Source organism: Alkalicoccus halolimnae (assembly GCF_008014775.2).
In the GTDB taxonomy this organism is placed as follows: Bacteria; Bacillota; Bacilli; order Bacillales; family Salisediminibacteriaceae; genus Alkalicoccus; species Alkalicoccus halolimnae.
In genome coordinates, this window is sequence record NZ_CP144914.1 from 859,954 (window position 1) to 884,733 (window position 24,780).

The following is a 24,780-nucleotide window of genomic DNA, read 5'->3' on the forward strand; positions in this document are numbered from 1 at the left end:
TGAAAAAACCAGCCGCTGAGAAAAATGTCTGTTCTTAAAAACAGCTTTGCATTCATGATTGTCAAATGATATGATTAATCTGGAAAAGATTTTGGTTGAGAGTTACAGGAGGTGTTTGGTACCAATGAATGAGAACAAATATATCACTGTAAGCTTACCGCAGCAGCTGGTACACAAACTTGACGCTTTAACTGGAGGGGATGTTTTGGAACGCAGCGACGCTATGAAAAACGCAGCAAACCATTATGTACAGGAGCATAAGACAGAAAACATTCGTGAAACGATGCAGCAGGGCTACATGGAAATGGCGAAAATCAATTTAAACATTGCCACGGAGTCCTTTTTAGCTGAAGAGGAGGCTGAAAGCACGCTGGACCGCCTAGTAAGCGGGGTGTAGCGGAGTTGATTGTCAAACGTGGTGACGTGTATTTTGCGGATCTATCTCCTGTAGTCGGATCAGAGCAAGGTGGAGTAAGGCCGGTTCTCGTAATCCAGAATGATATCGGCAACCGTTTCAGCCCGACCGTTATCGTTGCGGCCATAACAGCGCAGATACAAAAAGCCAAGCTTCCGACTCATGTAGAAATCAATGCCGAGCGATACGGCTTTGACCGCGATTCAGTCATTTTACTCGAACAAATCAGAACGATTGATAAACAAAGGCTGACAGATAAAATCACGCAGCTGGACGACAATATGATGTTAAAAGTGAATGACGCGTTGAATATAAGTATAGGCCTTATTGACTTTTAAATATCATCTGAGAAGACCGGACGCAGCGAAACTTCAGCGTCCGGTCTTTTATCGTTCTCTATAGGTAAAAACGACTCTACAGGACTTCACGTGTATATTTGGCAGTTTTATGTTATATTCATTTTCGTTACAAAAAAATATAGGTTTAATTCACATTATTCCCCATCTGAACGTTTGCATAAACCTATAATCAATGAAATAATAGAAGCACAACTTTGTCGCAGGAGTGGAGGAGTAGGAGCATGATCCCGAACGTACGAGAAGACATTCTTCAGCATCAGGAAAAAATTATAGAAACCTGGCTCGAAGAAATTATGAAATTTCATTCAGATGATTCTCTGCAGAACATTTCGGCAGCTGTATATGAAAGCACAAGCCGGGATTTTGTGCATAAACTATTAATCACAATAGAAGAAAATGATCTCACGGATAAAAAGCTCAATCAGTTTGTTGAGAGACTGATTCAGATGGGCTGGCCGCTCAACTATATAACGAAAGGCCTGCAGGAATTCCGTAAAGCTTCTGTCAGAACCATTCTCAGCGAAGATATCGGCCGTAAGGAACAGTTTGACGCCATTGAGGAAATTGAAGACTGGGTGGATGAAGTCGTGAATCTTCTCGTCAACCAGTATTCCGGTTCCTGGGAAAATACGGTTTTTCTACAGAAAATGGCCTTAAAAGAACTTTCTGCGCCGTTAATTCCAGTATTCGATAAAATCAGCGTAATGCCTCTCGTAGGTACGATCGATACGGAGCGGGCGAAGCTGATCATGGAAAACCTGCTTGACGGGGTGATCGAGCACCGTTCGCAGGTCGTTCTGATTGATATTACCGGTGTGCCTGTGGTGGATACTATGGTGGCACATCATATTATCCAGGCTTCAGAAGCGGTAAGGCTTGTCGGTGCTACGTGCATTCTCGTAGGTATCCGACCAGAAATTGCACAGACTATCGTTAATCTTGGGATCGATCTCGGGAAATTCCCGACGAAAAGCACATTAAAAAAAGGTGTGCAGACCGCGCTCGCGATGACGAAGCGTGAAATTGTGGATCTAGAGGAATAGGGGGGGACTGAAATTGCGGATTCCGATTTTGAAATTACACGATTACTTATTAATTTCAGTACAGGTGGAGCTGGATGACCAGACTGCACTCCGGTTCCAGGAAGATGTGCTTGAAAAAATACACATCGAAGGATCGCGCGGCGTGGTTATTGACCTCACCTCTGTAGAAATGATCGATTCCTTTATCGCTAAAGTACTTGGAGACGTGGTGGACATGTCCAATCTTATGGGAGCAAGAGTGGTGCTTACGGGCATCCAGCCTGCCGTAGCCATTACATTAATCGATATGGGCATTGTTTTGGATGAAGTCCCGACTGCACTGGACCTTGAACAGGGGCTGGAACGTTTACAGCTCGAATTGGAGGGGTGAATATGCAAGTTCAGACCCATGTTGACATAAACAGCGAGTGGGGGATAGTCGCCGCGAGGCAGGCCGGCCGCAAGCTGGCACGTGAAGTCGGATTCGGTTCCGTTGACCAGGCAAGAATTACCACAGCTATCTCGGAGCTTGCACGCAATATTTACCTTTACGCCAACCAGGGGCAGATTAGAATTGAAGAAGTGGCTGAATCCGGGAAGCGGGGGATGAAAATCATCGCTTCGGACGAAGGGCCGGGTATTAAAGATCTGCGCCGTGTGATGGAAGATGGATTTACGACATCCGGCGGTCTCGGTGCGGGCCTGCCGGGAGTGAAACGTCTTATGGACGACTTCGGTATTGAATCGGAGCCGGACCAGGGGACGGTTATAACAGCAGTGAAATGGCTTAGATAAAGGAGTTGTACCAACTTGGAAGATATGAAGGTATCAATGTACCAGTTGTACAAAGATATGCTGACAAGCTACCTTGAAGATAAAAGCGAACACGCACTTTATCATGCTCAGCAGTTCAGCAAACAGATGATGGAGCAGGATATGTCTCCGGAAGAGACAGTCAGCCTTCATCTGTCTGTATTCCAGGATCTGGCTCATGATCTTCCGGAAGAGGTAACTGATTCTTTTGATCTTCTGCTTGAAGTCATGATTGGATACGGTCTTGCCTACCGGGAGCATCAAAGCCTGCGGGACAGGCAGCAGGAGCTGGAGTCCGAATTGAATATTGCTGCACAGATGCAGCGTACGCTTCTTCCGGACAAACAGATATCGCTCGATTCTGTTGATTTCGGAGTCATCAGCGTTCCCGCAGGGAAAATGAGCGGCGATTATTACCACTATGACCTGGACGATCACGGCAACCTTGCAGTTGCTGTGGCCGATGTCATCGGTAAAGGCGTTCCGGCAGCTATGTCGATGTCCATGATCAAGTATGCGATGGACACACTTACCGACAAGCAGATGCAGCCGGCGAAAGTACTGGAAAGTCTGAACAGGGTTGTAGAAAGAAATATCGATGAAGATATGTTCATAACGATGATGTACGGTGTGTATCATCCGACAGAACATCATTTTTATATATCAAGCGCTGGTCACGAGCCAGGGTTTATTTATAATGCAGAGAAAGATTCCTTCGATGCGCTGGAATCAAAAGGGCTTGTTCTCGGTGTGTCACCGAGGATTTCTTATGAAGAAAAGTCTTTCCCGCTCGACCCCGGGGATTTCGTAGTTTTCCTCTCTGATGGAGTAACTGAAAGCCGGGTGGAAGGAGAATTTATTGAACGGGACCAGATTATACAGATGATTCGGGAACGGCTTCATCTGCCGGCTCAGAATATTGTTGAAGAAGTATATCAGCAGCTGGAAAAAGCCCAGGAATTTCAGCTCCGCGATGATTTTACGCTCATGATTCTGCGGAGAAAGGTTTAAGCCTCAGTAAAATGTGGTAAAAGAGATTAGAATGTACAGCACCAGCTTTATAGGAGGGTAACTATGAACTTAGATATTCAGATAACAGAAGACGACAACAAAAGCGTGGCGGAAGTTTCAGGAGAAGTGGATGTATATACAGCGACCAAACTGAAGGAAACACTGATCCCGCTTGCTGAAAAAGAGGACAACCAGCTTATCATTGATCTTACAAATGTTGAATATATAGACAGCACCGGACTGGGAATTTTTATCGGGGCGTTAAAAGCAGCGGAGAAATCCGGCAGCACGCTGAAACTGATTGGTCTTAACGAGCGGGTTAATCGACTGTTTGAAATCACCGGCCTGCACGAAGTCATCGATATCGAACCAGCGAAGAGGGAGGAAGCATAGTGATGACACAATCAACAGAAGTCATTGAAATGAAACTTCCGGCAAAGCCGGAGTATGTTGGAGTGGTGAGGCTGGCAGCTTCCGGCCTCGCAAGCCGCCTTGGGTACACGTACGATGATATAGAAGACATTAAGATTGCAATAGCAGAGGCCTGTACCAACGTTGTAACACATGCTTATCCGGCCGAGTCAGACCTGGAGAACAATATGCACGTTAATTTTACGATGTATGCAAACCGGCTGGAACTTACGGTTTCGGATCAGGGCGGAGCTTTTGATGCGGATTTACTCAACAAGGAACGCGGCCCGGTTTCCAAAGACCAGCCTGTAGAAGAGTTGAAGGAAGGAGGGCTTGGGCTCTTCCTTATTGAAACATTGATGGATGAGGTTGAAATACGTGGGGAAAAAGGCGTCATGATCATCATGACAAAGTTTCTTCAAAGAGATGAGGTGGAACCAGATGGCAGAAGAACCTCAGAAGAATCACCAGAACACCAGTGAGGCAAAGAAGCGCAACCTGGAAAAGATTGCGGAATTTCAGGAGACAAATGATGAAGCGCTGCAGACTGAACTTGTTCTGGAATACGAAAATCTCGTTCATGCACTGGCGAGGAAATTCTCACGCGGACAGCGGCACGATGAAGATCTGATCCAGGTAGGGATGATCGGTCTGCTTGCTGCACTCCGCCGGTTTGACCCGTCTTTTGCAAGAAGTTTTGAATCGTTTGCAGTCCCGACGATTGTCGGGGAGATCAAACGGTTTATCCGTGATAAAACATGGAGTGTTCACGTCCCCCGGCGCATTAAAGAACTCGGTCCTAAAATCAAAGCCGCTGTGGAAGACCTGACGACGACGCTTCAGCGTTCTCCGAGCGTGCATGAAATAGCGGAACATCTCGGCGTTTCAGAAGAAGAAATTCTTGAAACGATGGAAATGGGCAAAAGCTACCAGGCTCTGTCCGTCGACCGCTCGATTGAAGCGGATGATGAAGGCAGCGCTGTTACTCTGCTTGATCTTGTTGGTCAGGAAGAGGGCGGCTATGAACAGACGGATCAGCAGCTCCTTCTCGAAAAAGCGTTCGCTGTGCTCACGGAAAGAGAAAAGCAGATACTGCAGCTCACATATTTCGAAAACATGAGCCAGAAAGAAACCGGGGAACAGCTCGGTATTTCCCAGATGCACGTATCAAGACTGCAGCGCCGTGCCCTCCAAAAACTCCGTGAATCCATTCGAATTGAAGCAACGGAGGCCTTTTAACGATGTTTGATCACTTACATCTTGAAGATGCAGAGATCAGTGTCTTTCAATCGGCAAAAGAGGGTAACTGGTGCAACGGTGATGATTATTACGGTGTGAAAGCGGATGGGTACGTACTTATCGCCGTTGCTGATGGTCTCGGCAGCGGCGAGGAAGCCCGGACGGCTTCGCATAAAGCAATGGAAGTTATCGAACAGAACCACGACCTCGGTCTTCAGTCCCTGCTTGAACGGTGCAATGAGCAGATGTGGGGAACCCGGGGGGTTGTTATATCGATCCTGCGCATATATATAGAAGAAAAGTTTTGCGAATACGTTAATGTAGGGAATATTACATGCAACTTCTACCATCCTGACGGCAAAATGATCCGTCCGGTGCCGAAACGGGGCTACCTGTCGGGAAGAAAACAAAAAGTCCGTGTCCAGACGTGGCCGTATAAAGAAGGAATGGTTTTCAGCATGTATTCAGACGGGTTCCCACAGGATCCGCTCGCAAACCGTGTCTTCGACAAAAGCGATACGCCGGAAGAAATCATGAACCGTATTTCTGACCTGTTCGAAAACGTGAATGATGATGCCACAGTTATGATCGGAAAAGCATACGTATAAAGATGTAAGAAAATTAACCCGCCGTCCCAGAAGAGGGAATGGCGGTTTTTTGTTTTCAGCAGGTGGAGACCTCCGCTGGAAACATGTATACTGAATGCAGACTGTCAGCACAATGGAGGAATACATATGAATGAAGAACATTTACAGCTCGTCCATAAAGAAACAGCTCTGCCTAAAGGGCAGGTTACGAAAGTTATTGAACTTTCCGAAGAAGGAAACACTGTCCCCTTTATAGCCAGATACCGAAAAGAAATGACGGGCGGACTTGATGAAGAACAAATCCGCGCCATCCTGGAATCGTGGAATTATGTCCAGGCACTATCCAAACGGAAAGAAGAAGTGATCCGCCTCATTGAAGAACAAGGAAAGCTCACCGAGGAGCTGCAAACGTCTATTTCTTCGGCAGTAAAGCTTCAGGAAGTAGAAGACTTGTACCGTCCGTACAAGCAGAAACGGCGCACGCGGGCTACGAACGCTAAAGAAAAAGGGCTTGAACCGCTTGCGGAATGGATTTATTCCATTCCGGCCGAAGGAGATCCTCACGCGGAAGCCTCCGCTTATATTGACGAAGAAAAAGAAGTTCTTTCAGAGGAAGACGCTCTTCAGGGAGCACGTGACATCATCGCGGAATACATAGCCGATGATCCTGATATCCGCAAGCAGCTGCGTTTCCTCACCTGGAAAGAAGGGACTTTTCAGGCAGAGAAAAAGCCGAAAGCGGAAGATGAAAAAGAAGTGTTTGCGATGTACTATGATTACGAAGAGCCGGTAGCAAAAATGGTTCCGCACCGGGTTCTTGCCGTGAACCGAGGGGAAAAAGAAAACGTCCTCCGGGTCAAAGTGAATCCGCCTGCAGAGAAAATTTTAAACGATCTCGAAAAAAAGCTCATCGGAAACAGAGCGACGCCTGCAGAAAAGCAGCTTAGAGAAGCGTGGGAAGACAGCTTCAAACGACTGCTTCACCCTTCTATTGAGCGGGATATCCGCAGCGAACTCAACGAAAAGGCAGAGACACATGCGATCGACATTTTTTCTCAGAACCTGCGGCAGCTGCTCCTGCAGCCGCCCCTTAAAGGCAATGTCGTCCTCGGCGTGGACCCGGCCTACCGCACCGGGTGTAAGCTCGCTGTCGTCGATGCGACCGGCAAAAAGCTTTACACCGGCGTCATCTACCCGACAGCTCCATGGAAAAAGACAAAAGAAGCGGCCGCTGCCGTAAAAAAAGTCATAGACGAATACAGCGTTACGATGATTGCGATCGGTAACGGCACAGCTTCCCGGGAAACGGAGCAGTTTATCGCCGATATAATGAAAGAGACAGAAGAAGACATTTACTACCTGATCGTTAACGAAGCAGGAGCGAGTGTGTACTCGGCTTCAAAAACAGCAAAAGAAGAATTTCCGGATCTGCAGGTGGAAGAGCGCAGTGCCGTGTCCATAGCAAGAAGACTGCAGGATCCGCTCGCTGAACTTGTGAAAATCGATCCCCAGTCTGTCGGGGTCGGCCAGTATCAGCACGACGTGACTCAGTCGAAACTCGGAGACAGCCTGACGTTTGTCGTGGAGACCGTTGTAAACCGGGTCGGTGTCAATGTCAACACGGCTTCGGCTTCTCTGCTCCAGTACGTGTCCGGCCTTTCTAAAAGCGTGGCAAACAACATTATCAGCGCGCGGGAAGAAGCGGGGACGTTCAATGACCGGAAGCAGCTGAAGAAAGTACCGCGGCTTGGCGCTAAAACTTATGAACAAAGTATCGGGTTTTTAAGAATCAATGAAGGCAAAGAGCCTCTGGATGCAACGCCTGTTCACCCGGAAAGCTACCCGGCAGCCAAGAAACTGCTCAAAAAACTGGGGCTTGATGCTTCCCAGATCGGAAGCGGAGCAGCAGTGGAAGCCGTACAGAATCTGAACACGCGGGAAACAGCAGACGAACTCGGCATCGGCGTTCCGACTCTTCAGGATATTATCGACGCTGTGCAGCAGCCGGGCCGGGATCCGCGTGACGACGTTCCGAAACCGCTGCTCAAACAGGACGTTCTCTCTATGGAGGACCTCACGCCGGGTCTCGAACTGGAAGGGACCGTGCGAAATGTTGTAGACTTTGGGGCCTTCGTTGACATCGGCGTTAAGCAGGACGGACTCGTGCATATTTCCAAGCTGGCCCAAAAGTTCGTTAAACATCCAATGAATATCGTTGCGGTCGGCGACGTCGTGACAGTATGGGTGGAAAACGTAGATGCGAATAAAGGACGGATAGCACTTACGATGCTGAAACCGTCAAAATAACAAAGATCCCTGTTCTGCTTTAAAAGTGGAACAGGGATTTTTCTGGATAATCCTTTTCAATCACACAGGGCTGGTGATATGATAGAAAAAACAAAACCATTCAGAGACGGAGTTGGCCCGAGATGAACGATCAATCCCTGCAGCGTTTAACTGAACAGATATCGAGAGACTGCTTTGGGAAAGCATTCAGGCACCGGGCTTATTTCAACAGGCGTCTCCGTACGACGGGCGGACGCTATGCGCTTCACAGCCATGATATAGAAATCAACCCGAAGCACTTTGAATACTACGGCACGGAAGAAGTCATCAGCATCATTAAGCATGAACTGTGTCATTATCATCTTCATATAGAAGGGAAAGGCTATCAGCACCGGGACCGGGAATTTAAGAAACTGCTCAAACAGGTGGGAGGATCCAGGCACTGCCAGCGTCTTCCCGGGGCTCGAAGCAGTTCGCTTAAAATTCATATTTATCAATGCCGTGACTGCAGTTCGGAATATGAAAGAAGACGCCGGATGAATACCGAGAAATATGTATGCGGGAAGTGCCGGGGGCCCCTGAAAAAAATAGCTGAAAAAAATATAGAAAAAACATTGACTGCTTTTTAAGGTCTATGGTACATTATAAAAGTCGCCGAAACGGAACGCACAAATTCCGGCCTTCGAAACAAAAAAAGATATAAAATAATATTGACATAACATTTTCAAAGGTGTTAAGATGTTACTTGTCCCTCTTAAGGGAAATACATTATTCCACAGTAGCTCAGTGGTAGAGCAATCGGCTGTTAACCGATTGGTCGTAGGTTCGAATCCTACCTGTGGAGCCATTTCTGGAGAAGTACTCAAGTGGCTGAAGAGGCGCCCCTGCTAAGGGTGTAGGTCGCGCAAGCGGCGCGAGGGTTCAAATCCCTCCTTCTCCGCCAGTTCAGACTCTAGTACGGCCCGTTGGTCAAGTGGTTAAGACACCGCCCTTTCACGGCGGTAACACGGGTTCGAATCCCGTACGGGTCACCATTACTTACTTACGTACGATTTTCAAAACTGAAATAATAATTTTCAGGTTAAGATGGAGGATTAGCTCAGTTGGGAGAGCACCTGCCTTACAAGCAGGGGGTCGGCAGTTCGAGCCTGTCATCCTCCACCATCGAATATTTCTTTTAAGGTCCCGTGGTGTAGCGGTTAACATGCCTGCCTGTCACGCAGGAGATCGCGGGTTCGATTCCCGTCGGGACCGCCATTTAAACTTTACAGTAAGCTCTTTACAAATGTATGCGGGTGTGGCGGAATTGGCAGACGCGCTAGATTTAGGATCTAGTGTCTTCGGACGTGGGGGTTCAAGTCCCTTCACCCGCACCATACAAACAACGACAAGTACTGCAGGCGGTTGTGGCGGAATGGCAGACGCGCTAGGTTGAGGGCCTAGTGGGGTAAAACCCGTGGAGGTTCGACTCCTCTCAACCGCACCATCTACTTATTTTATAGACGAGCGAAAACGGGAAGTAGCTCAGCTTGGCAGAGCACTTGGTTTGGGACCAAGGGGTCGCAGGTTCAAATCCTGTCTTCCCGACCATTTACACGCTCTTTCCATCAATTAAATAAGTTTCTTAACTACGCGGGTGTAGTTTAGTGGTAAAACCTCAGCCTTCCAAGCTGATGATGTGGGTTCGATTCCCATCACCCGCTCCATTTTTATGCTTACAAAGCGTTTCGGGGCCTGTAGCTCAGTTGGTTAGAGCGCACGCCTGATAAGCGTGAGGTCGGTGGTTCGAGTCCACTCAGGCCCACCATTATAAACAGAAACGTTCTATAATATTTGCCCTTTGAAAACTAAACAAAAGACGATTGTGAAGGAAAAAAGAGAATGAATCATTCTCTGTCAATTTATTATTAAAGAATCTTTAGCCAGATTCAGTTTTGAAAGCGAAGCATCCCGCTTCGCGGTGTCAGAAGTTCAAACTTCGACGATTTATCGGAGAGTTTGATCCTGGCTCAGGACGAACGCTGGCGGCGTGCCTAATACATGCAAGTCGAGCGCAGGAAGCAGGCAGCGCCCTTCGGGGCAAAACCTGTGGAATGAGCGGCGGACGGGTGAGTAACACGTGGGCAACCTGCCTTCCAGGCCGGAATAACCCCGGGAAACCGGGGCTAATGCCGGATGATCAAGCGGCTCGCATGAGCCGCTTGTCAAAGGGGCGGAGACTTCGGTCTCCTCCCGCTGGAAGATGGGCCCGCGGCGCATTAGCTTGTTGGTGGGGTAACGGCCCACCAAGGCGACGATGCGTAGCCGACCTGAGAGGGTGATCGGCCACACTGGAACTGAGACACGGTCCAGACTCCTACGGGAGGCAGCAGTAGGGAATCATCCGCAATGGGCGAAAGCCTGACGGTGCAACGCCGCGTGAACGATGAAGGTTTTCGGATCGTAAAGTTCTGTTGTGAGGGAAGAACAAGTGCCGGTCGAACAGGCCGGCACCTTGACGGTACCTCACGAGAAAGCCCCGGCTAACTACGTGCCAGCAGCCGCGGTAATACGTAGGGGGCAAGCGTTGTCCGGAATTATTGGGCGTAAAGCGCACGCAGGCGGTCTCGTAAGTCTGATGTGAAAGCCCACGGCTCAACCGTGGAGGGTCATTGGAAACTGCAGGACTTGAGTGTAGGAGAGGAAAGTGGAATTCCACGTGTAGCGGTGAAATGCGTAGATATGTGGAGGAACACCAGTGGCGAAGGCGACTTTCTGGCCTACAACTGACGCTGAGGTGCGAAAGCGTGGGGAGCAAACAGGATTAGATACCCTGGTAGTCCACGCCGTAAACGTTGAGTGCTAGGTGTTAGGGGTTTCGATGCCCTTAGTGCCGAAGTTAACACATTAAGCACTCCGCCTGGGGAGTACGGCCGCAAGGCTGAAACTCAAAGGAATTGACGGGGGCCCGCACAAGCAGTGGAGCATGTGGTTTAATTCGACGCAACGCGAAGAACCTTACCAGGTCTTGACATCCTTTGAACACTCTGGAGACAGAGTTTTCCCCTTCGGGGGACAAAGTGACAGGTGGTGCATGGTTGTCGTCAGCTCGTGTCGTGAGATGTTGGGTTAAGTCCCGCAACGAGCGCAACCCTTGACCTTAGTTGCCAGCATTTGGTTGGGCACTCTAAGGTGACTGCCGGTGATAAACCGGAGGAAGGTGGGGACGACGTCAAATCATCATGCCCCTTATGACCTGGGCTACACACGTGCTACAATGGATGGTACAAAGGGCAGCGAAGCCGCGAGGTGGAGCGAATCCCAGAAAGCCATTCTCAGTTCGGATTGCAGGCTGCAACTCGCCTGCATGAAGCCGGAATTGCTAGTAATCGCGGATCAGCATGCCGCGGTGAATACGTTCCCGGGCCTTGTACACACCGCCCGTCACACCACGAGAGTTTGTAACACCCGAAGTCGGTGAGGCAACCCTTTTTGGGACCCAGCCGCCGAAGGTGGGACAGATGATTGGGGTGAAGTCGTAACAAGGTATCCGTACCGGAAGGTGCGGATGGATCACCTCCTTTCTAAGGAGCTCGAGTAAGCTCACTTATCGATTCCTTCCTTTCGTTCTTTTGTTTAGTTTTGAGAGGGTTAACACCTCTCGGCCGGCTCTTTTTTTTTCGGCTTTCTTCTGCTTGGCAGTGGGAAAAAAGGAAAGAAGAAAGACGGCCCGCAAGCCTCTGTCCTTTGAAAACTGGATAACGTAATGTATGAACAATCAATCACCGGAAACAAGGTCTATTGGTCCGGGGTCCGCCCCGTGACGAAGAAACGAGTTTCCGAGTGTCTTAGAATATCGCCAAGACGATCGAATGACGTCCACTGCCTCCCTCAGGGGGGCAGCTGGTTAAGCTAGAAAGGGCGCACGGTGGATGCCTTGGCACTAGGAGCCGATGAAGGACGGGACGAACACCGATATGCTTCGGGGAGCTGTAAGTAAGCGTCGATCCGAAGATTTCCGAATGGGGGAACCCCGTATCCGTAATGGGATACGATCCACACCTGAATCCATAAGGTGTGTGATGGCAGACCCGGGGAACTGAAACATCTCAGTACCCGGAGGAAGAGAAAGCAAATGCGATTTCCTGAGTAGCGGCGAGCGAAACGGAAACAGCCCAAACCAGAAGGCTTGCCTTCTGGGGTTGTAGGACACTCCATACGGAGTTACAAAGAGAGGGTATAGAGGAAGCGGCCTGGAACGGCCCGCAGGATAAGGTAACAGCCCTGTACTCGACATGCCCCCTCCTCCGGAGTGGATCCTGAGTACGGCGGGACACGTGAAACCCCGTCGGAATCCGGGAGGACCATCTCCCAAGGCTAAATACTCCCTAGTGACCGATAGTGCACCAGTACCGTGAGGGAAAGGTGAAAAGTACCCCGAAAGGGGAGTGAAAGAGATCTTGAAACCGTGTGCCTACAAGTAGTTGGAGCCCGTTTATGGGTGACAGCGTGCCTTTTGTAGAATGAACCGGCGAGTTACGATGACGTGCCAGGTTAAGTCGATAAGACGGAGCCGCAGCGAAAGCGAGTCTGAACAGGGCGCTTTGAGTACGTCGTTGTAGACCCGAAACCGGGTGATCTACCCATGTCCAGGGTGAAGTCCAGGTAACACTGGATGGAGGCCCGAACCCACGCACGTTGAAAAGTGCGGGGATGAGGTGTGGGTAGGGGTGAAATGCCAATCGAACTCGGACATAGCTGGTTCTCCCCGAAATAGCTTTAGGGCTAGCCTCGAGGGATAGAGTGTTGGAGGTAGAGCACTGATTGGACTAGGGGTCCCTACAGGATTACCGAATTCAGTCAAACTCCGAATGCCAATCACTTATCCTCGGGAGTCAGACTGCGAGTGCTAAGATCCGTAGTCAAGAGGGAAACAGCCCAGACCATCAGCTAAGGTCCCCAAGTATACGTTAAGTGGAAAAGGATGTGGAGTTGCTTAGACAACCAGGATGTTGGCTTAGAAGCAGCCATCATTGAAAGAGTGCGTAATAGCTCACTGGTCGAGTGACTCTGCGCCGAAAATGTACCGGGGCTAAACGTATCACCGAAGCTATGGACAAAACACCTTCGGGTGTTCTGTGGTAGGGGAGCGTTCCAGGGGCATCGAAGCCGGACCGGAAGGACCGGTGGAGCGCCTGGAAGTGAGAATGCCGGTATGAGTAGCGAAAAGAGGGGTGAGAATCCCCTCCGTCGAAAGCCTAAGGGTTCCTGAGGAAGGCTCGTCCGCTCAGGGTTAGTCGGGTCCTAAGCCGAGGCCGAAAGGCGTAGGCGATGGAAAACAGGTCGATATTCCTGTACCACCACGTTTCCGTTTGAGCAATGGGGGGACGCAGGAAGGCAGGGCAAGCGCACCGCTGGATGTGTGCGCCGAAGCAGGGAGGCTGGAACACAGGGAAATCCGTGTTCTGTTAAGGCTGAGCTGTGACCGCGAGGGAAATTTAGTACCGAAGTGCCTGCACCTACACTGCCAAGAAAAGCCTCTAGCGAGGAAACTGGTGCCCGTACCGTAAACCGACACAGGTAGGCGGGAAGAGAATTCTAAGACGCGCGGGAGAACTCTCGTTAAGGAACTCGGCAAAATGACTCCGTAACTTCGGGAGAAGGAGTGCTCCCTGGGGTTCATAGCCCAGGGGAGCCGCAGTGAATAGGCCCAAACGACTGTTTATCAAAAACACAGGTCTCTGCGAAGCCGCAAGGCGAAGTATAGGGGCTGACACCTGCCCGGTGCTGGAAGGTTAAGAGGAGGGGTTATCCCTTACGGGAGAAGCTCCGAATTGAAGCCCCAGTAAACGGCGGCCGTAACTATAACGGTCCTAAGGTAGCGAAATTCCTTGTCGGGTAAGTTCCGACCCGCACGAAAGGTGCAACGATTTGGGCACTGTCTCAACGAGAGACCCGGTGAAATTATATTACTTGTGAAGATGCAGGTTACCCGCGACAGGACGGAAAGACCCCATGGAGCTTTACTGCAGCTTGATATTGGGTGTCGGAACAGCTTGTACAGGATAGGTAGGAGCCTTGGAAACCGGAGCGCCAGCTTCGGTGGAGGCATCGGTGGGATACTACCCTGGCTGTTTTGACATCCTAACCTCGACCCGTGATCCGGGTCAGGGACAGTGTCAGGTGGGCAGTTTGACTGGGGCGGTCGCCTCCTAAACAGTAACGGAGGCGCCCAAAGGTTCCCTCAGAATGGTTGGAAATCATTCGCAGAGTGCAAAGGCATAAGGGAGCTTGACTGCGAGACAGACAGGTCGAGCAGGGACGAAAGTCGGGCTTAGTGATCCGGCGGCACCGTATGGAAGGGCCGTCGCTCAACGGATAAAAGCTACCCTGGGGATAACAGGCTAATCTCTCCCAAGAGTCCACATCGACGGGGAGGTTTGGCACCTCGATGTCGGCTCGTCGCATCCTGGGGCTGAAGTAGGTCCCAAGGGTTGGGCTGTTCGCCCATTAAAGCGGCACGCGAGCTGGGTTCAGAACGTCGTGAGACAGTTCGGTCCCTATCCGTCGCGGGCGCAGGAAATTTGAGAGGAGCTGTCCTTAGTACGAGAGGACCGGGATGGACACACCGCTGGTGTACCAGTTGTTCCGCCAGGAGCACCGCTGGGTAGCTACGTGTGGACGGGATAAGTGCTGAAAGCATCTAAGCATGAAGCCCCCCTCAAGATGAGATTTCCCATCCCAAGTGATTGGGAGTAAGATCCCTCTGAGACGAAGAGGTAGATAGGTCTCGTGTGGAAGCGTGGCGACACGTGAAGCTGAGAGATACTAATCGATCGAGGGCTTAACCAAAAAAAGAAGATAATTCGACGACACCGATTGAAGGGTTCATACACCCCCGTTATCCAGTTTTGAGCGGACAGCTCCAGTACCCGAAACGGCCGTCAGGCGCGCTTGTGGGGAAACCAAAACCAAAAAATCCAGTGACGAAAGCGGAGAGGTCACACCCGTTCCCATGCCGAACACGGAAGTTAAGCTCTCCAGCGCCAATGATAGTTGGGGGCTCTCCCCCTGCAAAAGTAGGACGTCGCTGGGTCACCCGGCACACAGCCCCCGAGCTGCGTGCTTTTTTTGTGCAGAAAAACTATCAGATCTATTTTTAATAGGCTGCCTTGACAATGAACGTGCGCTTTCGTTTTCATGGGTGCGCTTTCCGGGCGGGCGGGCCTCAGCTAATCCCGTCCTCCCTTTGGTCGGAAGGGAGGAATCTTCGGTTCGTCCTTGATCGCCCCGGAGTCGCCCCATGTGCTCACAAGCTTTCGGTAATAAAGACAGAGCAGGAACTGCTTTCTAGTAATGATCCTCCCTTTTGAACATTCTTCCACCTTGTATAGAGGGAAAGTTCCATTCCTATAGAGGTCATATTCATCCATCATGGTGCAGCCATTCTGCATAAGTATTTCTATTAAAGGTCATTGTTGTTATTTGATTTAAGCGAACACGAATGTTCTGTAATGGTCTTATCAAATATGAGCCGGTAATGACGATGAGAGGTCCAGATATTCTTATATCTATTCAAAAATTGCATCCAGCAGAAAGATATCGTTTGTGAGAGTAGTTGATAGATGCTCTTCCTGCCTGATCATCTACAGGGAGGGTACTTCAAGAAATTTCTGAGCGAAGAATAAAAATGGTTATCGCTGCCCGGGTTGTGAGTCTAATCGATTAGCAGCGTTGATAGGGGAGGTTACCCCCGTCACCTTATGCTACCAGTGACATAAACTTTTTTAGTCATTAAAACTATCTGAACCTTTATCTTATTGGCTTCAAGTAATTTTAGTGTATCGATTCTCAACAATACGAAGTTACAATGAAAGATGCAACTATAAAAGGAAATTTAATTTCAATAAAAAGAACATATGGTACAATATGATTATCAAATCTCATTGTATCGTAGGAGGGGATCACTTTGGAACTTACATTGCCAACGTGTGAATCTTGCGGTTTACAATTAACTTGGAAACAATCTTTTCGCATACAATTTCATTTTCATAAGTACATACAGTGCCCATATTGCAAGAAAAAACAATACATATATAATAACAAAAAGGCAATCATTCTATTGCTTCCTCTTATTGCCTCCCCGCTCATCGTGAATCTATTCATTGATTTTACGGCTTTTGGTTCCATCATTATTGGATTGTTAGTTAGTCCTTTTTCTTACAAACTGAAAAATAATTGCCCAAGCCTACAAAAGTAAAGCTACAAATGAAACACACCTAAAAGATTTAATAAAAGCTGAATTCAACATTAAGCTTCACCAGAGCCTTAATAAAAGAAACACCCCGTAGAAAACTTTTCTTCTACGGGGTGTTTTCAGAGTGTTGATTAAGTAAAGAAAGAAGTCTATGTATTCGATTCCTTGTATTTTCTCCTCCGCTTACCGGCGGAAGCTTGCCGTGGGGCTTGTCTTCAGCTATTTCCAATGCTTCACTGCATTGGAAAGGATCTTCAGACTGCGCTTTAATCCCACTGGCGTCCCCGCCGGACACGGCAGAGAAAATCACTTTTTTATAGGAAAAACCTGTATGAAGTACGCTTGTTTTCGCAGCAAAGTCTTTCTTTTTGTTCAGATGCTGGAGCTGTAGAAGGTGACTCCGGAAGAATGATTCTTTGTTTTATGAAAAGCAGGTCAGCTGAGAGAGTTCTCTCCGCAAAGCGGCTCTTTGAAAGCGGAAACAGCCAACTGTATACTTATACAGAAAAATTACTTTGTAAACAACCTGGAAACACCCCGTAGAAAACTTTTCTTCTACGGGGTGTTTTTCGTATTGCCTTATGTGACTTTTAAAAGGTTGATTGTCTAAAAGGACGCCGGGATTATTTTGCGAGCGAACTCACCGCATAAATGAGTCGATCAGCTTTACAGAATAGTTGTTGAAGGCAGATCGCTTGGCAAAACGGCCACGCATCAATTGAACAATGATTGAGCCCTAAAATGGGCCTCCAGCTCTTCCCTGTCCTTTTTGGTGCTCGTTGAGTTTTTCAGCACGTTCAAGTTCGGTGCCCGCAGATTTTTTACTATCACTATTTGAATGGCCTGTTTTTCTGGACAACTTACGTTTATCAAGCACAATAAAGGAAATAACCCCGCCGGTCATAAGAACGCCAACTAAAATTTGCAGCATCTTTCTCCTCCTTATATACACTTAGTTGCAGTTATTCTTAAATCCCAGCTTATCACATGTTTCTTCATTTGGTAATGAATCCCTTGTTATGAATGCTGTTTTACTCCGCTGCTTTGTTCAGGATTTATTACGGTGCGGGAGTCAATTACCTAATAGCTTTGAAGAGTCGAGAGTGTGGCTATTAAATGCTCATCTTCTATCATCTTCAGGAGTCTGTATTATTGAAAATTGACGAGGTGCTATGAGATTTTTATTAAAATGAGCTTCTGAAAATACTTCCATGACAACCTTTGCTGTGGAGGTATTTTTTTTGTGCAGAAAGCTTTTTTTCGAAAATTTCACGTTGAAAGAAGCCTCGGCAGAAGGGAGAAATACACGAAAAAATAGTTTGAAAAATGTAAAATTTTTGTTGACCAGACTGGTCGAATGGAATTATAATGAAATTGACCAGACTGGTCGACTGTAGTTTTTTAGAGAAAGCAGGAAGAAAAGAGGTGGATCAGTGGCGGAGAAATTTGAAAACCAGCCGGAAGAAAAGCAGCAGCAGATTCTGAATGCAGCGTTTCAGGAATTTGGGGAACACGGCTACCATAAGGCGTCGACGAACCGGATTGTCGAAGCAGCCGGCATCGGCAAAGGCATGCTGTTTTATTATTTTAAAAGTAAAAAGAAGCTGTTCGACTACGTTCTCAGCTATGCTTTTCAGATTATAGAAGGATATACAGAACAGATAGATATGAGCATTCCCGATGTGATCGCCCGCTACGAGGAAGCATCGCGTATAAAAATGAAGACGTACCTGCAGCACACCGAAATTTTTCATTTTTTCGGAAATCTGCTCCTTAATTTTCAGGAAGATCTGCCGGAGGAGTGGCAGAAAAAAATAGGGGATCTGCAGATAGAAATGAAAAAACGAATGTTTTCCGGAATCGATTATTCCCTGTTCCGAAAGGATATTGACCCGGAAACGGCGCTGAAGCTCATTTTCTGGTCTATCGAAGGGTTTGAGCGGGAACTGCTTGCCCAGCTGCGCGGAGTTAATTTTGAGGAAACGCCGCTCGATCCGATATGGGATTCTTTTTTTCATTACCTTGAGGCACTGCGTAAAGCTTATTACGAGGAGAGGGGACATTAAAATGACGATCGTGCAGATGACGAATGTCGCAAAAAATTTCGGGAAAGTACAGGCATTGAAAGACGTCAGTTTTTCGATAGACAGCGGAGAGATATACGGGTTTATCGGTCCCAATGGAGCAGGTAAATCAACGGCTATCCGTGTACTTCTCGGGATCATTCATGCTTCTGCCGGGGAGGCGACGATTTTTGGGAAGGATGTATGGAAAGATTCCCTGGAAATTCACAAAAAAACCGCCTACGTTCCGGGAGATGTCAGTCTCTGGCCTAATTTAACGGGCGGAGAAGTCATCGATCTGCTGATAAAGCTGGGGGGCGGCGGGGACGAGGCGAAGCGGAAAGAACTGATCGAACGTTTTCAGCTGGACCCGACGAAAAAGTGCCGCACTTATTCGAAAGGAAACCGGCAGAAAGTCGCCCTGATCGGCGCGTTTGCTTCCTATGCCGAACTGTTTATTTTTGACGAACCGACGGCAGGACTTGATCCGCTGATGGAACGGATTTTTCATGAATACGTGTGGGAAGTAAAAGCAGCGGGGAAAAGCGTCATGCTTTCCAGCCACATTCTCTCGGAAGTAGAGAAACTCTGCGATAAAGTAGGAATCATCCGCAACGGGGAAGTGATTGAATCCGGCACACTTGATGAGCTGCGGCACTTAACACGCCTGCAGATGTACGTGGAGACGTCCGACAAGCTGCAGGGCATAGAGGAGCATGCTGGTATTCACGATGTAGTGCGTGAAGGAGAGGCGGTTCATTTCCAGGTCGATGCGGATAAAATGAATGGAGTGATCCGTTATTTGAGCGCGTTTGATATTCGTAAACTGGAAAGTCATCCGCCGACGCTTGAAGATTTGTTTATGCGCTATTATGAAGAAGGGAGCGAAACGAGATGAACGGCGCCGGGAAACGAACGTGGACGCTCGTCGGGCTGATTCTCAGGCGGGATAGAATCCGCCTGAGCCTGTGGCTGTTTGGTATCAGCGCTGCTTCGATTTTAACGGCCATTGCTTTTCCCGGCCTTTACGGGGACAGCACCGAGCGGCAGCAGCTAGCGGAAACGATGATTAATCCGGCTGTCACGGCGATGGTCGGGCCGGGGCACGGGCTGCAGGATTACCACTACGGAGCGATAATGGCTCATCAGATGCTCGGGCTGACGCTTCTGGCAGCGGCTGTTATGAGCGTGCTGCTTATCGTGCGCTACACACGAACCGATGAGGAAGACGGACGGACAGAAATGGTCCGCTCTCTTGCTGTCGGCCGGGCTGCCCCGGTCCTCGCTGCGGTGATGGTTGTCGGTGGGCTGAACGTACTTCTGGTTCCTGTTCACGGTGTGGGGATGGGGGCACTGGGTCTTGAAGGAATGGACTGGAATGGGTCCTTTTTATACGGGGCGGCGATTGGAGGAGCGGGCCTTATTTTCATGGGGCTGACGCTGATAGCCAGTCAGCTCGTAGACAATACCCGCGGGGCGCTCGGACTCGGCATGCTCGCAGCGGGAGGGTTTTATGTCGTCCGTGCGATTGGGGACATTAGTAATGACGTATTTAATTACTTTTCTCCCTACGGCTGGCTGCTGAAGATAGAAGTTTATGTTACGAACCAGTGGACGCCTCTTATCGTTACGGCAGCTGCCGCGCTGCTGGTGACGGCGGCCGGCATGTACCTGTATATGAGACGGGACCTCGGGAGCGGCCTGCTGCCACAGCGGCCGGGAAGAGCGAAGGCCTCTCCTGCACTGCTGAGTCCTTTTGGGCTGGCCTGGCGTCTGCAGCGGATGACGCTTGCCATCTGGTTGGGAGCACTGTTTTTTCTCGGCATAACGTACGGATCCGTGCTCGGAGACGTCGACGTTTATTTTGACGAAATCGAATACATGGCTGAATTCCTGCCTCCGATTGAAGGTTTTTCTCTTGCAGAACAGTTTTTAGGGCTGATCCTCGTCATTATGGCGATTATTGCGGCTATTCCAGTCATTATGCAGGTGACGAAGCTGTATGCGGAGGAAAAGAAGGTGCGGGCAGAAATTGTCACCAGTCTTGCGGTTTCCCGCTACAAACTGATGGCATCCTACGTGCTGCTTGCGGTGATCACTTCTATTGTTATGTTGTTTGCGTCCGCTTCCGGACTCGCGCTCGGGGCCGCTTATTCTCTCGACGAAGCTGAATCCTTTGCCAGCTACGTCGGGGCCGGGATGACGTATCTTCCGGCGCTCTGGGTAATGGCCGGGGTGGCTCTCCTGCTCATCGGGCTCGTGCCTTCCTGGACGAGTGCGGTATGGGGCTACCTGTTTGCTTCATTTGTTATCGTTTATATGGGAGGACTGTTTCAGTTTCCCGACTGGACACAGAAAATTTCACCGTTCGGCTTCGTTCCCGGCGTCCCGGTCGAAGATTTTGAGCTGCTGCCGCTGCTCGGTTTAACAGGCACGGCGCTGCTTCTCGGAATCGCCGGTTTTATGAGCTACCGGAGGCGCGACTTGTAATCCTCTCTTCCTGCTTATGTGATTGCTGTTTAGGTATTACATGAGGTATGATAGGAAAAGACATGTTTAATGAGGGAGGATATAAGTATGCATTTTTATACGAAAAACGTGCATTTTCCGAATAAAGAAAATGCGCATGAGGTAAGTAAAACAAAGCCGATCTACCAGACGTCCGCATTCAGTTTCACGGACTTTGACGATATGGAGAATTATTTTGACGGGGACAAAGCGTATTTATATACACGCATGGGTAACCCGAACAGCGATGATCTCGGGAAAGGCGTCGCTGAGCTGGAAGGCGCGGAGATGGGAGTAGCTTCCGCTGCCGGACTTTCTGCGATTTTAGCGGGGGTGCTTGCTGTTGCAAAAACAGGCGATCACATTCTGGCTACCCAGGACCTTTACGGCGGCACGTGGTCCATGTTTTCCAACGATTTAAAAGACTTCGGCATCGAAGTGAGCTTTATCGACATGGAGGACCGGGGCGCGATTGAATCGGCGATAAAAGAAAATACGGTAATGCTCTATTCGGAATCAATTACGAATCCGCTGCTGCGCGTGGAAGATATTGAAGGCCTTGCTAAAATTGCGTCCGCAAACAAGCTTTACCTGATGATCGACAACACGTTTGCGACTCCATATTTAATCCGTCCCCACGAAGTAGGCGCGGATATCGTTGCACACAGTGCGACTAAATATATCGGCGGACACAGTGACGTGACGGCCGGCGTCGTGAGCGGCTCCAAGGAGCTGATGACGAAGGCGAAAGGAAAAGTGTCGATGCTCGGAAGCAACATCGGTCCGTTCGATGCCTGGCTCAGCGTCCGTGGGCTGAAAACGCTCAGCGTCCGGATGGCAAAACAGTGTGAAAATGCCGAGGCGCTTGCGAAGGCGCTGAACAGTCAGCCGGGTATTGCCAAAGTGTATTATCCAAAAGCAGCTTCGCAGACCGGAAACGGAGCGGTCGTTACGATCGAACTGGAGGAAGACGTCGATATTATGGAGTTTTCCAAAAACCTCGGGTGGATCAAAGTTGTGCCGACGCTTGCCGGGCTGGAAACGTCGGTGACGTACCCGGTTGCCACGTCCCACCGGCCGCTTCCGGAAGAAACGCGTGAGAAGCTCGGTGTGACAAAGCAGATGATCCGCATTTCCGTCGGCATTGAAGACGAGCGTGACATTATCGATACTTTCAGCGAAGCGCTGGTGAGAACAAAAGCTCCTTCCTTATAGGAAAGAAATCTGTTTTAAAGCTTGGCCTCAAGGTGTCATGACGGCATACCGTCATGGCACTTTTTTCGAAAGCACTGTTAATAATTGATTGTTGTTTCAAGGGAAGGGCGGCTGCATCCGCCTGCCGATGGACGCTTTCCGGAGGGGACGGACTCAGCTAATTTCTTTCTCCCGGTGGTCGTAAGAAATGGATCTTCGTCTCGTCCTTGATCCTCCCGGAGTCGCCATCTACGGCTTCTGAAGCCGGCTTTCAGTGAATAGAAGACCGGTCAAAAGCTCTTTTGACAGCATTCTCATAAAGGTCTTCTTACCAAAACGTCCCTTTTAAAAATACGATCTATTCTTGAAAAAAAGAGTAAAGATCAGCACAAACTGTTTTTATGAACGATATTTGTAATTCTGTAAAGCTCTGATAAAGTTCCATGTTGATCTCACTAAGGGCTGTATCACATTCAGAACGTTAACAACTACCGCAGCAGGCTGAAAGGAAGGATATCATTATAAAAGGGAATTTAATTCCAAGTGTCGAAACCTATTATATACTGAGGTTATCTAAATTCACGAACGAATCAAATTTCTATTTCAAATAACAGCGAGAAGATTTTAATTAAGAAAAATTAGATTAAGCGGTGGGGATGTGGCATCGAAGCGTAATATCGTATTATTATGTTCGCTTCTAATTGCTTTATTATTGCCTGGCTGCGGTAATAGAATTGATGTAGAACAGGCTGACAGAATCGCTGAAAATTATGTCCAGGAAAACGAGTCTGATAGTGATGAATGGTATATCAGTCAATCAGAAAGTAATGGGCAAAATTGGGTTATTCATATTAAACTTTTTGGGAACGACTGTGAGATTAAAGTTGTTTACATTAGCAAAAAATCTGGTTCTATATCGGATGTTCGTGGTGGTAACGAATGTTAAATTAATGGAGAGCGGTATTTTAATAAACTATTAGTATTAAAAGAACTTCCAATTGTGTGGAAGTCCTTTTATAAAAATAAATAACAACAATGTACTTGATTCTTACGCACGTTTGGTGAAAATAAACTATATCTGACAAAAAAGATAATTTCACCCTTAAAACTTCTTTTGTTTAAGCCTGGACCACCAGCTTTTAAAGTGAAGTTACCTTTTGTAATCTTAAGTCGGAAAGTCAAGTTCCCTTTATTTGCGTAAGAGCCATGTACTTTAACAGAGATCCTCATGCAGGGTGGCTGCACCATGAGGCATGAAAATGGTCTTCTATAGGTATGGACCTTCTCCTTAATACCGATGGAATCAATGATTTTCAGGAACGGGGTTTCTCTATGAGAAGGCAGCTCCTGCTCTATCTTTTTACAGTAAGCTGTATTAGACATGGGGCGACTCCGGGGCGATCAAGGACGAGCCGAAGATCCCTTCCGCCCGACCGAAGGGAGGACGGAATTAGCTGAGGCCGGCCCGCCCGGAAAGCGTCCCCGTGGAAACGAAAGCGCCCGTTCATCGATTATCTACTTTATTTTCAAGGTAGCCAAAGAGAAACTCGGACGAATATGTAAATAAGCGTCGGGAAGAAGCACTTCTTTTCTTTCCGGGGCGCAGTTGATATAATGAAAAGCGGTAAAAATCGGAGAAGGGCGGCATCTGTTTATGAAAAATGAATTTGAGTGGATCCGCTCCATTGCACAGGAAGAGTACAGCCATTCCGGGGTCGTTACCGGTATTGGAGACGACGCTGCGGTTATCCGTGAAGAGGAAGGGTTTGACACGGTGCTCGCAGTCGATACGATGGTGGAAGGGATCCATTTTACAAAAGAAACGATGCCGCTCGAAGCGGTCGGCCATAAGGCGCTCGCTGTCAATGTCAGTGATCTGGCTGCGATGGGGGCCGTGCCTTTGTATTACATGGTGTCCATTGCCGTGCCGAAAACGGGCTGGGACCAGGAGGAAACCGGACGCATTTACGACGGTATGAAAAAGCTCGCGGCCCGTTACCCGATGGACCTGATCGGGGGAGATACGGTGTCGAAGAAAGAGACGCTCGTACTCTCTGTTACGGTCGTCGGCCGGGTTGAAAAGAACCGGCAGCTGCTCCGGGGACGTGCGGAAGCCGGAGACGTGCTGTTTTTAACCGGTCCTGTCGGCTTTTCCGCCCGCGGCCTCGACAGGCTGCTCCGGGAAGGAAGAGCCGCCTGGGACGAAAAGGACGCCTATATTCAGGCGCATCAGTATCCGGAGCCGCACGTGCGGTACGGGAGAGTGTTTGCAGAGTCAGGAGCCCGGATTGCGGCCAATGACGTCAGTGACGGCATCGGCCATGAAGGCAGGGAGATTGCCGAAGCAAGCGGCACAGATGTGACAATTGACTGGGAGGCACTTCCTTTTGTGGAGCGGTTCAAGGAATTCGAAGAACGGGAAGAGTGGCTGCTGCACGGCGGAGAAGATTTCTGCCTGATCGGCGCCGCATCCCCGGACGTTTTCGCAGAGCTTCAGCGGGTCCTGAAAAAGGAAAACCTCCCTCTCTATAAAATCGGTACGGTGGACGCCGGAAGCGGAAACGTCTGGCTTCGCCGTGCGGATGGAGAAAGAAAGCTTCTGCAGAGCGGAGGATATACCCACTTTTAAGGAAAGG

20 protein-coding genes, 10 tRNA genes, 3 rRNA genes and 1 pseudogene are annotated in these 24,780 nt (G+C 48.9%); 33 read left to right on the forward strand and 1 reads right to left on the reverse strand.

Going from position 1 to position 24,780, the window contains the following annotated elements:
• Positions 1-124 precede the first annotated feature (124 nt).
• From FTX54_RS03805 to FTX54_RS16800, 27 genes and pseudogenes are all read left to right on the forward strand, one after another.
• Complete coding sequence (locus tag FTX54_RS03805) at positions 125-397, forward strand: antitoxin (RefSeq protein WP_147804456.1); 273 nt, start codon at positions 125-127, stop codon at positions 395-397.
• A gap of 5 nt (positions 398-402) precedes the next feature.
• The gene (locus FTX54_RS03810) at positions 403-753 is read left to right on the forward strand and encodes a type II toxin-antitoxin system PemK/MazF family toxin (RefSeq protein WP_147804457.1); all 351 of its coding nucleotides are present in this window, start codon (positions 403-405) and stop codon (positions 751-753) included.
• Positions 754-995: 242 nt separating this feature from the next.
• Positions 996-1,817 (forward strand): RsbT co-antagonist protein RsbRA, encoded by an 822-nt coding sequence (locus FTX54_RS03815; protein WP_147804458.1) that lies wholly within the window; start codon positions 996-998, stop codon positions 1,815-1,817.
• Positions 1,818-1,830: 13 nt separating this feature from the next.
• Positions 1,831-2,187 (forward strand): STAS domain-containing protein, encoded by a 357-nt coding sequence (locus FTX54_RS03820; protein WP_147804459.1) that lies wholly within the window; start codon positions 1,831-1,833, stop codon positions 2,185-2,187.
• Between the two features lie 2 nt (positions 2,188-2,189).
• Entirely contained in the window at positions 2,190-2,591 is a 402-nt protein-coding gene (locus FTX54_RS03825; protein ID WP_147804460.1) for an anti-sigma regulatory factor, read from the forward strand.
• Between the two features lie 24 nt (positions 2,592-2,615).
• The gene (locus tag FTX54_RS03830; RefSeq protein ID WP_187254618.1) at positions 2,616-3,620 is read left to right on the forward strand and encodes a PP2C family protein-serine/threonine phosphatase; all 1,005 of its coding nucleotides are present in this window, start codon (positions 2,616-2,618) and stop codon (positions 3,618-3,620) included.
• Between the two features lie 63 nt (positions 3,621-3,683).
• Positions 3,684-4,013 carry an STAS domain-containing protein gene (locus FTX54_RS03835; RefSeq protein ID WP_147804462.1) on the forward strand — a complete coding sequence of 110 codons (330 nt, stop codon included), beginning with the start codon at positions 3,684-3,686 and terminating at the stop codon, positions 4,011-4,013.
• 2 nt (positions 4,014-4,015) lie between these two features.
• Complete coding sequence (gene rsbW / locus FTX54_RS03840) at positions 4,016-4,513, forward strand: anti-sigma B factor RsbW (protein WP_147804463.1); 498 nt, start codon at positions 4,016-4,018, stop codon at positions 4,511-4,513.
• Positions 4,473-5,270: an RNA polymerase sigma factor SigB gene (gene sigB / locus FTX54_RS03845; RefSeq protein ID WP_147804464.1), complete on the forward strand. Its 798-nt coding sequence runs from the start codon at positions 4,473-4,475 to the stop codon at positions 5,268-5,270. The genes rsbW and sigB overlap by 41 nt, the downstream gene beginning before the upstream one ends.
• A gap of 2 nt (positions 5,271-5,272) precedes the next feature.
• Positions 5,273-5,878 carry a SpoIIE family protein phosphatase gene (locus tag FTX54_RS03850; RefSeq protein ID WP_147804465.1) on the forward strand — a complete coding sequence of 202 codons (606 nt, stop codon included), beginning with the start codon at positions 5,273-5,275 and terminating at the stop codon, positions 5,876-5,878.
• 126 nt (positions 5,879-6,004) lie between these two features.
• On the forward strand, positions 6,005-8,164 hold the full coding sequence (locus FTX54_RS03855) for a Tex family protein (RefSeq protein ID WP_147804466.1): 2,160 nt from the start codon (positions 6,005-6,007) through the stop codon (positions 8,162-8,164).
• Between the two features lie 122 nt (positions 8,165-8,286).
• Positions 8,287-8,772 carry a SprT family protein gene (locus FTX54_RS03860; RefSeq protein WP_147804467.1) on the forward strand — a complete coding sequence of 162 codons (486 nt, stop codon included), beginning with the start codon at positions 8,287-8,289 and terminating at the stop codon, positions 8,770-8,772.
• A 143-nt stretch (positions 8,773-8,915) separates the two neighbouring features.
• A tRNA-Asn gene (locus FTX54_RS03865) sits at positions 8,916-8,990 on the forward strand.
• 5 nt (positions 8,991-8,995) lie between these two features.
• Positions 8,996-9,086 (forward strand) — tRNA-Ser (locus FTX54_RS03870).
• A gap of 16 nt (positions 9,087-9,102) precedes the next feature.
• A tRNA-Glu gene (locus FTX54_RS03875) sits at positions 9,103-9,177 on the forward strand.
• Positions 9,178-9,231: 54 nt separating this feature from the next.
• Positions 9,232-9,307, forward strand: a tRNA-Val gene (locus FTX54_RS03880).
• A gap of 17 nt (positions 9,308-9,324) precedes the next feature.
• Positions 9,325-9,400, forward strand: a tRNA-Asp gene (locus FTX54_RS03885).
• A gap of 34 nt (positions 9,401-9,434) precedes the next feature.
• A tRNA-Leu gene (locus tag FTX54_RS03890) sits at positions 9,435-9,519 on the forward strand.
• Positions 9,520-9,543: 24 nt separating this feature from the next.
• A tRNA-Leu gene (locus tag FTX54_RS03895) sits at positions 9,544-9,629 on the forward strand.
• 27 nt (positions 9,630-9,656) lie between these two features.
• A tRNA-Pro gene (locus tag FTX54_RS03900) sits at positions 9,657-9,733 on the forward strand.
• 42 nt (positions 9,734-9,775) lie between these two features.
• A tRNA-Gly gene (locus FTX54_RS03905) sits at positions 9,776-9,849 on the forward strand.
• 24 nt (positions 9,850-9,873) lie between these two features.
• Positions 9,874-9,950 (forward strand) — tRNA-Ile (locus tag FTX54_RS03910).
• Positions 9,951-10,129: 179 nt separating this feature from the next.
• A 16S ribosomal RNA gene (locus FTX54_RS03915) occupies positions 10,130-11,706 on the forward strand.
• A 321-nt stretch (positions 11,707-12,027) separates the two neighbouring features.
• Positions 12,028-14,974: ribosomal RNA gene (locus FTX54_RS03920) — 23S ribosomal RNA — on the forward strand.
• Between the two features lie 127 nt (positions 14,975-15,101).
• Positions 15,102-15,218, forward strand: a 5S ribosomal RNA gene (rrf, locus tag FTX54_RS03925).
• The 16S, 23S and 5S rRNA genes sit together here with 10 tRNA genes alongside, the layout of an rRNA operon.
• Before the next feature lie 450 nt (positions 15,219-15,668).
• Positions 15,669-15,850, forward strand: a pseudogene (locus FTX54_RS03930) (IS1595 family transposase); the annotation flags it as partial.
• Positions 15,851-16,103: 253 nt separating this feature from the next.
• On the forward strand, positions 16,104-16,382 hold the full coding sequence (locus FTX54_RS16800; RefSeq protein ID WP_422387427.1) for a TIGR04104 family putative zinc finger protein: 279 nt from the start codon (positions 16,104-16,106) through the stop codon (positions 16,380-16,382).
• 733 nt (positions 16,383-17,115) lie between these two features.
• Here FTX54_RS16800 and FTX54_RS03935 read toward each other — a convergent pair.
• Positions 17,116-17,310, reverse strand: coding sequence for a hypothetical protein (locus FTX54_RS03935; protein ID WP_147803359.1), 195 nt, complete (start codon positions 17,308-17,310; stop codon positions 17,116-17,118).
• 502 nt (positions 17,311-17,812) lie between these two features.
• Here FTX54_RS03935 and FTX54_RS03940 point away from each other — a divergent pair.
• The 6 genes from FTX54_RS03940 to thiL all read left to right on the forward strand — a co-directional run bounded on the left by FTX54_RS03940 (position 17,813) and on the right by thiL (position 24,773).
• Positions 17,813-18,445 carry a TetR/AcrR family transcriptional regulator gene (locus FTX54_RS03940; RefSeq protein WP_147803358.1) on the forward strand — a complete coding sequence of 211 codons (633 nt, stop codon included), beginning with the start codon at positions 17,813-17,815 and terminating at the stop codon, positions 18,443-18,445.
• A 1-nt stretch (position 18,446) separates the two neighbouring features.
• Positions 18,447-19,340 carry an ABC transporter ATP-binding protein gene (locus FTX54_RS03945; RefSeq protein ID WP_147803357.1) on the forward strand — a complete coding sequence of 298 codons (894 nt, stop codon included), beginning with the start codon at positions 18,447-18,449 and terminating at the stop codon, positions 19,338-19,340.
• Positions 19,337-20,932 carry an ABC transporter permease gene (locus FTX54_RS03950; RefSeq protein WP_147803356.1) on the forward strand — a complete coding sequence of 532 codons (1,596 nt, stop codon included), beginning with the start codon at positions 19,337-19,339 and terminating at the stop codon, positions 20,930-20,932. The genes FTX54_RS03945 and FTX54_RS03950 overlap by 4 nt, the downstream gene beginning before the upstream one ends.
• A gap of 87 nt (positions 20,933-21,019) precedes the next feature.
• A complete protein-coding gene (locus FTX54_RS03955; RefSeq protein WP_147803355.1) occupies positions 21,020-22,165 on the forward strand; it encodes a trans-sulfuration enzyme family protein in 1,146 nt (381 codons plus the stop codon).
• Between the two features lie 637 nt (positions 22,166-22,802).
• Entirely contained in the window at positions 22,803-23,090 is a 288-nt protein-coding gene (locus FTX54_RS03960) for a hypothetical protein (RefSeq protein ID WP_147803354.1), read from the forward strand.
• A gap of 708 nt (positions 23,091-23,798) precedes the next feature.
• On the forward strand, positions 23,799-24,773 hold the full coding sequence (thiL, locus tag FTX54_RS03965; protein WP_147803352.1) for a thiamine-phosphate kinase: 975 nt from the start codon (positions 23,799-23,801) through the stop codon (positions 24,771-24,773).
• The last annotated feature ends 7 nt before the right edge of the window (positions 24,774-24,780 follow it).